The following is a 9198-nucleotide window of genomic DNA, read 5'->3' as shown; positions in this document are numbered from 1 at the left end:
TCCGGATCGAGAAAGCCTGCTATTCCGCACATCTAAATGATCAACTATTCTGACAATTGAACGCCCATTCACACGCCAAGATTCACCTATTCTTCGCATAGCGCCGGCTCTACCGTCGGACCCATTGCAGTGGCGAGAAATCGTTTGGCTGTCAGAGCAATAGTTCAACCGTGGGCTCTTCACAATCCACGGCTCCCTGAACTACAAACTCTCAAATCATTTGGCCCATCGCTGCCATAGCCGTGGCATGCAGTACTGTCGGTGGGCCCGGGGCTCGATCAGACTTTCGCGAGGGATACACGCGTGACTACACAGGGCCAAGACGACGCGTTTCGTCAATCAGCTGCCATCGTATTTCTTCTTGCTCCTTTAGGCACCGCAATAGCACCAAAGCTCACGACGGTTTTTCTTCCTTTGCTAGTTGTCGTGTTGATAAGCGCGGCGATGTGGCATAGCCCGCGTTTGTGGAAAGCGATCTCACCAAGCGCCTCGCTGGCTGCCTGTCTTGCACTTTCTCTTTACGCTTTCCTGAATGCCACCTGGTCATGGAATCCTGCTTCTGCTCTGGCCAAAGTCGCCATCTTGCTCGGTCTAGTTTTGGCAATTCTCCTCGTGCGGTCAGCCGTTGGCGTGCTGACCGAGCCACAAAGTCGCGCCTTCAGCATCGCTTTCATCGTTGGTGCAGGCCTCGCGATCGTCTATCTCCTCATTGAAGTCTTTACGGACAACGCGATCACGCGGGGAGCATATAACACATTCCCCGCGATCCGACCCGACAACACCAAACGTATTGAGCTCGCCGACAATATCGTCACCCGAGTCAATCTGAACACTCTAAATCAGGGTGTGGCAATCGCTATGTTCAATTTATGGCCCGCACTCCTGATGCTGACCGCAACGCCCGACCACAGGCGCAAGTGGGCCATAGGCGCTCTGTTCTTCACCGCAACTGCCTTTGTTGTGTTTGCATCGGAGCACAGTTCCTCTCAAATGGCTCTCCTTGGCTCCGCCATCGTTTTCGCACTGGCTTACAAGTGGAGTAGAGTCGTCTTACGAATGCTATCGGTATTGTGGTGCCTTGCCTTCTTGCTTGTGCTTCCTGCGAGCTTTCTAGCTCACGATGCCGGCTTACATGCACATCCATCACTACCTTACTCGTTTAGAGCGCGGGTTGTCCTTTGGGACTACACAGCAGAGAGGACGCTCGAACACCCTTGGCTTGGAATCGGCGTGAACTCTACGCGAGAGATTGGTGTAGCGTCCCGGAAAGTGCTGACGCCGGCACAAAAAGAGGGGTTCCGAATTCGAAAGGAGGCTGGAGATGTCACGATTTACCGAACAACGGGCCATCACACTCACAGCCTTTATTTGCAAACTTGGTTCGAACTAGGGGCTGTGGGCGCGGCCTTGTTCGCACTCGCAGGCGCGCTGGTCATATTGCGTGCTGAAACGTTGCCCAGGGACTTACACCCTTACGCAGCAGCAGCTTTTGCTACCTTTGCTCTGATCGCAGCTTTCGCGTGGGGTATGTGGCAGACCTGGTGGATGTGTGCGGTCGGCTTACTAGCGCTATATCTTTGCCTGGGGTTTCAACGCGGCGAATCCCGCGCTCAGTTATAGCGCATAGACACTCGAGCCACCTGAGGAAGCCTATTCCTTAGATAGCTAGCCTAAGGACGCCAACGGCGCGGTGTTTAATTTAGTCCGGAGGCCCATCAGGGTCCCCCTGATCCAGCTGCGCTTTAAGGACCTCTACGATATCGCCAAGATCAGTGGTACGGCGGCTGGGGTCCGACGCCGTCATAGCCCGCACGAGATCGCCGATATCGCGCGGCATTTGGTCCGCGCCATCCCGCTTCCACAAGCGGCCTAAATTCGCGCGGGCCGGAACTCGCCCGCCCCACAGCTCGGCGATCATCTGTCCGAGGGCATAGATATCGGCGCTCGTATCGACGTCCTCACCTGCTACCTGCTCCGGGGCCACGTAAGGCGGCACACCGGGGTAGCCGGCAATCCCAGACGCCGCCGCGACGGGAGCCAAGCCAATCTCGATCAAAATCGGCAGTTCTTTGCCGTGGTTGTCGCGCCCGATGACGACGTGATCGGGGGTAAGGTCGCGGTGCATTAGGTCGCGCCTATGCAGTACACTGAGGGCACCAGCAGTTCCTGCCAAGAGGGAAAGCATCTGCGCAGGATCCGACCCGGCGGTGAAAAGATCACGTAGCGTTGGCCCCTCCGGTCTAAGTTGCAGGGTGTATAGTTGGCCGTCAGGCGTGAGACGCATATCGCGAATCTTCGCAACTTGGTCGTCGTGCGTAGTTGATAGAGTCGCATATGCGCGACGCTCGCCAGCTAACACAGCTTCGCGCTGCTTCTCTCCTAAACTGCTGAGATCCAACTTCCTCAACGAGAGGGTTTGGCCGTCGGTCATGTCCAACGCCAGCACGCTATCGCCAGCACTTGCTTGACCCAACGGGCGCAGTTTCACAAAGCGCAGATCAGGCTCATCGTTCAACCCAATCAGGCTCTTTGACCCTTTGAGGTCGACGAGGCGGTCTGCACCAGCACGTCGCGAGATTTCCGTCCGTAACGCACCAGCCACTCCAAGATTGGCTTCGACCGCAGACCGAAGTGCGCGACCGAGCGCGCGTAACGCGCCCGGCAGATCGCCCCTTTTCAAGAGCACACTTGCTAAGGCCCGGCAGGCGACAATGATGCGAGTCGGCTGATTCTGCTCTGTATACTGCGCAACAAGATGTTCGAGACTCTGGACAGCCGATTCATCAGCCCGCAGCTCTTGTAGCTCCGTCACGGCTTCGATGAACTCGGAATGATCTGCGGCTGTAGCGTCCTCGGGAAGGAAGTTCTCTGCCACAAGTAACGCGCCTTCCGCCTCATCGTGACGGCCCAGTCCGGCACTCGCTCGAGCAGCCTCAATCTGGGTTAAGAAGCGAAGCCGTCTGTCGTCGTCCCTCAAGGTTGTGTGGGATACCTTGACGTGCGCGGGAACTTCGTCGTGCCGACCCAGCGCATTCAACGCTTGAATGAGACCAACGCGAGCGCGGTTAACAACGTAGTCAGGCACTGTGAACCGATCATTTTCCGACAGAAGAAAGCCTAAGAGCAGCGCGCCACTCTCGAACCGCCGCGCGTTGAGCTCACTATGGGCCACGTCCTCAACAAGCCTCACGACCTCTTCGGGTTGGCCAGCAACCGCTGTAAATGTTAGAGCTGAGACCAATTCATCCCTGGCAAGCCGGTCTTCCCCCGAGGCGGCGCAAATCGCGGACAGGGCACGCGCGACCTGGCCGAGCTCACGGTAATTGGGCGGCGACAGGGTCTTTGCGAGCTCCCTCGCGTCGTGCAATTCCTTGACCGCATCCGAGTCGCGGCCCAAATGGCCGTAGACAATGCCCAGCATACGATGGACCCGAGGGCGCTGAAATGAATCGCGCGAGAATCCCAAGAGCAGCGTCGCGAGTTCAGAAAGCAACGAATCGAGAGGCCGATCCGGTCGCTCGACGGCGTCTTCCAAGGCGTCGAGAGCCGCTATCAGGTCTTCTTGCTTGTCCGTCATAAGGCCATACCCCTAACTAATGCCGAGGTCGTGCGGCCCTCGGCAAGTTCTCGCAAGCATGTGTCTACCAGGACGCTCGGCCACTCAAGTCCGTTTTTTGACCTCATTGATCCTCTTTGGCCTGTTGCGCTAGTGTCCGGACCCGAGAGCTGAGTGCGGCTCAGCTGCGACCCAGAACAAACCTGATATGAGTTTTCATTCATGCCTCTATCTTTCGGCGCTTTCGGCAAAGCTGTAGCGATCTTTGTTATTGCCGCTTTTGTTCTTTGGCTCGTGTTCACATACATGTTCGCAAGCGAGGAAGCTGCCATTGAGGCTGAGAAAGTTGGCGGGATTAGAACAACGCAAACGCTGCCATCTTAGCCGGGCAATATGCCATCAGCTCCCGGGCGTGCGAAGAGGCGCAGCGCGCCGATTGTGAGCCCAGCAATAGGCGCAAGGACTGAAGCGAACTATCCGAACCGAACTAGATTAGCGGCCGCGCGCGATATGCTCCGCCGCCGGGCGCCAATGACTGCGTGCTACGCGACGTCGATTGCGCACAAAGAGAAGACGGAGATCCCATGGAATATCGTGAGCTTGGACGGACAGGGTTGAAGATCAGCGCGCTCACGCTTGGGACCATGACTTTCGGTGAACAAAACACGGAAGCCGAGGGGCACGAGCAGATGGACTTCGCGCTCGATAGGGGGATCAATCTCTTTGATGCCGCGGAGATCTACCCAATCCCGCCAAAGGCGGCCACGCAAGGCGCCACGGAAGAGATCATCGGGACATGGCTCACGTCGCGAAAGGCTAGGGATAAAGTGCTGATCGCGACGAAGGTGGCTGGGCGTAGCTCCGTTATCGACTGGCTGCGCGACGAGCCCATTCACGCGCGACAGACTCCGGAACAGATGCGCGAGGCCCTCGATAAGAGCCTGAGGCGGCTGCAAACGGACTATGTAGACCTCTATCAGCTTCACTGGCCTGACCGGCCCATTCGGGTCTTCGAGGGGTTGGAGTATCGCCGCCTAGGCGATGACGCTCACAATATTCAAGAAATTCTGGAGGTGCTCGGTGAGTTCGTTTCGAGCGGCAAAGTGCGCTTCATTGGGCTCTCAAACGAGACCCCCTGGGGCGTCATGAGTTTTCTCAAGCTTGCCGAGCAACACAAGCTGCCGCGTGTAGAGTCCATCCAAAACGCCTTCAGCCTTGTCAACCGGTCTTACGAAGTCGGCCTCGCCGAGATCAGCCACGAAGAACAGATCAGCCTTTTGGGCTACTCGCCGCTTGGCCAAGGCTACTTGAGTGGCAAGTACGAGAACGGCGCCTTACCGCCCGGCGCGCGAAAAACGCTTTTCAACCGGCTTGGCCGATACGAACAGGGAAACGGCCCTCATGCGATCTCGGCCTATGTGGCTCTGGCTCGCCAGCATGGTCTCGACCCCTCTCAAATGGCAATTGCGTACGCTATGTCACGCCCGTTCATGACGTCGGTCATCATAGGAGCGACCACGACGAGGCAGCTTGAGACCGATATCGACGCCGCCGACGTGACTTTGCCGGAGGCCGTTCTTGAGGACATTGACAAGATCCACCTTGACTACCCTAACCCTTGCCCGTGAGACTCTGGTTCGTAGAAACATGTTGATTCGGTCATGCCCAGGTTGTTCACCGCAATAGAGATACCGAGGAGCATTGCCGATCGTCTTTCGATGCTTCGCGCGGGGCTCAATGGGGCCCGATGGATCGACCCGGAGAACTATCATCTCACGCTGCGCTTTGTTGGCGACGTGGACGGCGCGACAGCCCGTCATTTCACGGACGCACTGGGCGATATTCTCGCCGTGCCGTTCCGGCTTAAGCTGAACGGCCTCGACAGCTTTGGCGGCAAGAAGCCCCGCACAATTTTCGCAAGCGCCGAACCCTCACCCGAGGTCGATGCGCTTCACTATGCGTGCGACGCGGCCGCACGGCTAGCGGGACTTCCGCCAGAACGGCGCAACTTCAAACCTCATGTGACCATCGCGCGCCTGCGCGGCACACGTCCCGATGCGGTCGCGGCTTACCTACAAAATGTTGGCTTGGTTTCGGACAGCTTCACTGTCACGCGCTTTGTCCTGTATTCGTCCCGCGACTCGGTCGGCGGCGGACCCTATGTCGTCGAGGCGGCGTACGATCTCGAAGACGAAGAGGACGACAACTATGGCGTATACGAAGTCGACCAGCTGCAGGCCTACGGGATCGACTCCTAAACTCGATCGCTAGCTCTGCGACGGACCGCCGTCCTTCTGCGTGAGCTCTGAAAACAAGCCCTTCGCAGCTGCTTCGATCAGGTCTAGCGCGTGGTCAAAACCTGCCTCTCCGCCATAATAGGGATCGGGCACATCTTGCTCAGGCACGTGAGGGGCAAAGTCCAAGAAGCGCCTGATCTTCTGGCGCGCGCCATGCGGGGCAATATCTTCGAGATCAGCAATGTTCGAGCCATCCATGGCCAGGATGAGGTCGAACTCCTCGAAATCCTCAAGCTCCACCTTGCGCGCGGACTGACCGGATATATCGACCCCGCGGGCAAGCGCCGCCTTCTGCGCACGGTGGTCAGGCGCCTGACCTTTGTGCCAATCGCCCATTCCCGCCGAATCGAGATCAAACAAATGCGCCAGCCCTTCCTCTTCGGCCACACGGCGGAAGATGCCCTCGGCCATAGGCGAGCGGCAAATGTTACCAAGGCAAGCGAACAGCAATCGGTGCCGCACCGTTTCAGCCTTTGCGCCGTGTTTGTTATCGAGATCTTGGCCGGTCATAGCGCTCCTTCGCATGGGACGTTCGACAGTTCAAGGGACCGGCCGTAGCGGCGACTCTTGAGAAATGGACCAAAAAACCCCATGTCTACAGCGGCTATGTTCAAATGCATCAGCCCAAATAGGTAGTGAACCATGACCGCATTCGAAGACGCGGCCGATCTCCGCGAGGCCGCAATGGGACGGGAAGTATCTGCAGATACGATCCTTAAGCGCGAGCAAAGAGTACGCCGGGACTTCTGGAAGAAGCTAAGGCGCGTTGCTGGCCACATCCCGTTCGTGGAGGATCTCGTTGCGGCCTATTACTGCGCGATGGATCCGGCCACACCGATGCGTGTGCGCGGGATGCTTCTTGCGGCCCTGGCCTACTTCATCATGCCGATCGATCTCATTCCGGACATTGTCGCGGGCCTCGGATTTGCCGACGACATGGCACTTCTAACCGCGGTCATAGGCCTGGTTTCCGCGAACATCACACCGGTCCACAGAGCAGCGGCCGCGCGCGCTTTGGACAAGCAATTGTCGGACACGGCCTCAAACGCGCAGCGCTAGCGACGCGATCGCCAAGAAGCCTTACTCTTGGGGGCGAATAATCACCTTGCCGCTGGCTTTGCGCTCCTGGATGACCCTCAGAGCATCCTTGGTTTCGGCCAGCGGGAACGTCTGATGTATATGGGGCTTTAGCCGTCCCTCTTGGCACCAATTCAAGACTTGCAACGTATTCGCTCGATGCGCCTCCGGCTCGCGATCGACGAACGCAGTCCAAAAGACGCCGAGAATGTCGCAACCCTTGAGCAGCACGAGGTTAAGTGGCATCCGCGGGATATCGCCGGAGGCAAAGCCGATAACAAGGTAACGTCCCTTCCACCCAAGCGCACGAAGTGACGGCTCGGCTGCATCGCCGCCCACACAATCATAGAGCACGTCGAGCCCATGCGGCGCTGTTCGCTGCTTCAGCGTTTTTTTGAGATCGCAATTCCGGTAGTCGATACCATCATCGGCTCCGTACTGAACAGCCAGCGCGATCTTTTCCTCCGATGAGGCGACCGCGATGACATGCGCACCCATCAATTTCGCGATCTCAACAGCGGCCAACCCGGCGCCACCGGCCGCACCCAGAACGGCAACGCTCTCACCCGGCTGCAACCCCGCCCGGTCTTTGAAGCCATGTATCGCGGTTCCGTACGTGATCGAGACGCCTGCAGCGACATCTTCACTAACGCCGTCCGGAATTGGGATGACGCTTGCGGCTTTGATGGCCATCCGTTCCTGGCACCCATTTCCGCCTACATAGGCCATGACCCGTTGACCCACGGCGAGATCGGCGACCTCATCACCAAGCGCCTCGATGACGCCGGCGATTTCGCCGCCAGGTGATGCAGGAAGTTTTGGAGTGAACTGGTAGCGGTTGCGCAGAACGAGCGTGTCGAAAAAGTTCAGACCGACAGACGTGACCCGGACAATAACCTCCCCCGCCTTTGGTTCGGGATCGGCGACTTCTGCAAGCTTGAGGGCGTCTAATCCGGAAAACTCGTCAAACTGAACTGCGCGCATGGATCGGCTCCGGGAAATCCTGAATGTGCTCCAAGGAGAATAGCCGCGAGAGTTGGGCGCGGCGTGCGGGCCTCAAGCTTTGCCTCGGCTTCGTCGTCATCGCAAGTGCGGAGATGGCCGAGTTGTCGGTTTTGACACTCTTGGTCGGCCTTGGCTCAGGGGATCCCTAAGCTTGGCCGCCGACGGCGCCGGGTTGGGAGGAGGTCGCTGGTTTAACGCAGGCACCAAGTGATGCGAATACGGAGCGCCGCACGTCGGCATTCTTGCGGAAGCCCTCTCGATTCATCAGCTCACGATGCAATTCCGGTAGACGGTAGAACGGCACGCTGGGATACCAGTGATGCTCGATGTGGTAGCCAATGTTACAGGGCAAGATGAAAATGCGTTCGAGCAGGGTCGGGATGGTCGTGCGCGTAATCGCGTACTCTTCCTCGTCGCTTTCGACAGCACTGTGCTCGCAGATCAGCCTCATATACTGGGCTGCGATGTGCCAAGTGCAGAACGGTACAATCCAGAGAAGTAAAAACTCGTACCAGATTCCGAAATAGGTCAGGGCAAGCGCGACGGCCGCATAGAAAGTCAATCTCGCCGCACGCATCCAGCCTGGCGACGGAATCAGCGTCGATCCGATCAACCCGCGCACGATCCAGAATAATCCTGTGTACAGCGCCGCGCGCCGCAGCAAGACCCAAAGGAGACCCCTACGCGTTTTGGGATAGCGCCAGTCCGGAGCAAGATCACCCGCCGCGTCATGCGTGTACCAGATATGCCGATTCCCGTCGTCTGGGAGGTTCGTGTATTGGTGATGCGTGCCATGGAATTTGCGGAAGCCTTCGACCGAAGCAAAGGTCGGCCACATCATGAAGATGTTTGCGAAAAGGTCGTTCTGCCAGCGCGAACGTAGCGTCCGAAAATGCGAGGCATCATGGCCCAGAACCATGAGTGCATGCTGGCGCGCTCCGATGAATATAACGGCCAATACATAAAGAATGGGATTCCAGAATGCGACGCAAAGAGCGATCGCGGCGCCAATGGCTACCCACTGCGCGAAGGTCCAAAGGACTGCAATTGCAGGCGTTAGTTGCGACAGTTCCTTAATGCGGGCGGCAGGCAACCGCTCTGGCACCATCCGTACAGTGTTGTGCGGATGAGCGACAACCGGCTTCGCTGAGATGTCCCGGGTCGGTATCTCCTCGCGCAGATATGCGATTGCTTCTTTTAACTTTGCGGAGTCTGCCATGGTGTAGCTGCTACAGGCTCGGTATGACCATTCCAGGGCATTAC

10 protein-coding genes are annotated in these 9198 nt (G+C 57.9%); 6 read left to right on the top strand and 4 right to left on the bottom strand.

What is annotated here, in order from left to right; all coding sequences use genetic code 11:
* The first annotated feature begins 612 nt into the window (after positions 1-612).
* Positions 613-1620, top strand: a complete 1008-nt coding sequence (locus AC33YF_RS11615) for an O-antigen ligase family protein (protein ID WP_491777366.1) — start codon at positions 613-615, stop codon at positions 1618-1620.
* Between the two features lie 79 nt (positions 1621-1699).
* Here the strand turns inward: AC33YF_RS11615 and AC33YF_RS11610 are convergent, their stop codons facing one another.
* Positions 1700-3577, bottom strand: a complete 1878-nt coding sequence (locus AC33YF_RS11610) for a protein kinase domain-containing protein (protein ID WP_491777365.1) — start codon at positions 3575-3577, stop codon at positions 1700-1702.
* A 201-nt stretch (positions 3578-3778) separates the two neighbouring features.
* On the opposite strand from AC33YF_RS11610, the gene AC33YF_RS11605 reads away from it, so the two are divergent.
* The 3 genes from AC33YF_RS11605 (at position 3779) to thpR (ending at position 5814) form a co-directional block, all read left to right on the top strand.
* The gene (locus tag AC33YF_RS11605) at positions 3779-3940 is read left to right on the top strand and encodes a hypothetical protein (protein ID WP_491777364.1); all 162 of its coding nucleotides are present in this window, start codon (positions 3779-3781) and stop codon (positions 3938-3940) included.
* 200 nt (positions 3941-4140) lie between these two features.
* Positions 4141-5184 carry an NADP(H)-dependent aldo-keto reductase gene (locus tag AC33YF_RS11600; protein ID WP_491777363.1) on the top strand — a complete coding sequence of 348 codons (1044 nt, stop codon included), beginning with the start codon at positions 4141-4143 and terminating at the stop codon, positions 5182-5184.
* Positions 5185-5217: 33 nt separating this feature from the next.
* Positions 5218-5814 carry an RNA 2',3'-cyclic phosphodiesterase gene (gene thpR / locus AC33YF_RS11595; protein WP_491777362.1) on the top strand — a complete coding sequence of 199 codons (597 nt, stop codon included), beginning with the start codon at positions 5218-5220 and terminating at the stop codon, positions 5812-5814.
* Between the two features lie 9 nt (positions 5815-5823).
* On the opposite strand, the gene AC33YF_RS11590 is transcribed toward thpR, so the two are convergent.
* Positions 5824-6363 carry a low molecular weight protein-tyrosine-phosphatase gene (locus AC33YF_RS11590; RefSeq protein ID WP_491777361.1) on the bottom strand — a complete coding sequence of 180 codons (540 nt, stop codon included), beginning with the start codon at positions 6361-6363 and terminating at the stop codon, positions 5824-5826.
* A 174-nt stretch (positions 6364-6537) separates the two neighbouring features.
* On the opposite strand from AC33YF_RS11590, the gene AC33YF_RS11585 reads away from it, so the two are divergent.
* Positions 6538-6912 carry a YkvA family protein gene (locus AC33YF_RS11585; protein WP_491777367.1) on the top strand — a complete coding sequence of 125 codons (375 nt, stop codon included), beginning with the start codon at positions 6538-6540 and terminating at the stop codon, positions 6910-6912.
* Positions 6913-6933: 21 nt separating this feature from the next.
* Here AC33YF_RS11585 and AC33YF_RS11580 read toward each other — a convergent pair whose 3' ends face one another.
* A complete protein-coding gene (locus tag AC33YF_RS11580) occupies positions 6934-7914 on the bottom strand; it encodes an NADPH:quinone oxidoreductase family protein (RefSeq protein ID WP_491777360.1) in 981 nt (326 codons plus the stop codon).
* A 23-nt stretch (positions 7915-7937) separates the two neighbouring features.
* Between AC33YF_RS11580 and AC33YF_RS11575 the strand changes: the two genes are divergently transcribed.
* Positions 7938-8084, top strand: coding sequence for a hypothetical protein (locus tag AC33YF_RS11575; protein ID WP_491777359.1), 147 nt, complete (start codon positions 7938-7940; stop codon positions 8082-8084).
* On the opposite strand, the gene AC33YF_RS11570 is transcribed toward AC33YF_RS11575, so the two are convergent.
* Positions 8081-9198, bottom strand: a 1118-nt coding sequence (locus AC33YF_RS11570; RefSeq protein WP_491777358.1) for a fatty acid desaturase family protein, incomplete at its 5' end; no start/stop codon positions are given. The genes AC33YF_RS11575 and AC33YF_RS11570 overlap by 4 nt on opposite strands.

It is taken from the genome of Methyloceanibacter sp., from assembly GCF_058506495.1.
The sequence above is the reverse complement of the archived record's forward strand: the minus strand, read 5'-3'. Positions and strand labels throughout refer to the sequence as shown.

Excerpts from the sequence above, each read along its gene's own strand:
- AC33YF_RS11610 (WP_491777365.1), bottom strand. The coding sequence starts at position 3,577 with ATGACGGACAAGCAAGAAGACCTGATAGCGGCTCTCGACGCCTTGGAA.
- AC33YF_RS11605 (WP_491777364.1), top strand. The coding sequence starts at position 3,779 with ATGCCTCTATCTTTCGGCGCTTTCGGCAAAGCTGTAGCGATCTTTGTT.
- AC33YF_RS11600 (WP_491777363.1), top strand. The coding sequence starts at position 4,141 with ATGGAATATCGTGAGCTTGGACGGACAGGGTTGAAGATCAGCGCGCTC.
- thpR (WP_491777362.1), top strand. The coding sequence starts at position 5,218 with ATGCCCAGGTTGTTCACCGCAATAGAGATACCGAGGAGCATTGCCGAT.
- AC33YF_RS11590 (WP_491777361.1), bottom strand. The coding sequence starts at position 6,363 with ATGACCGGCCAAGATCTCGATAACAAACACGGCGCAAAGGCTGAAACG.
- AC33YF_RS11585 (WP_491777367.1), top strand. The coding sequence starts at position 6,538 with ATGGGACGGGAAGTATCTGCAGATACGATCCTTAAGCGCGAGCAAAGA.
- AC33YF_RS11580 (WP_491777360.1), bottom strand. The coding sequence starts at position 7,914 with ATGCGCGCAGTTCAGTTTGACGAGTTTTCCGGATTAGACGCCCTCAAG.
- AC33YF_RS11575 (WP_491777359.1), top strand. The coding sequence starts at position 7,938 with ATGTGCTCCAAGGAGAATAGCCGCGAGAGTTGGGCGCGGCGTGCGGGC.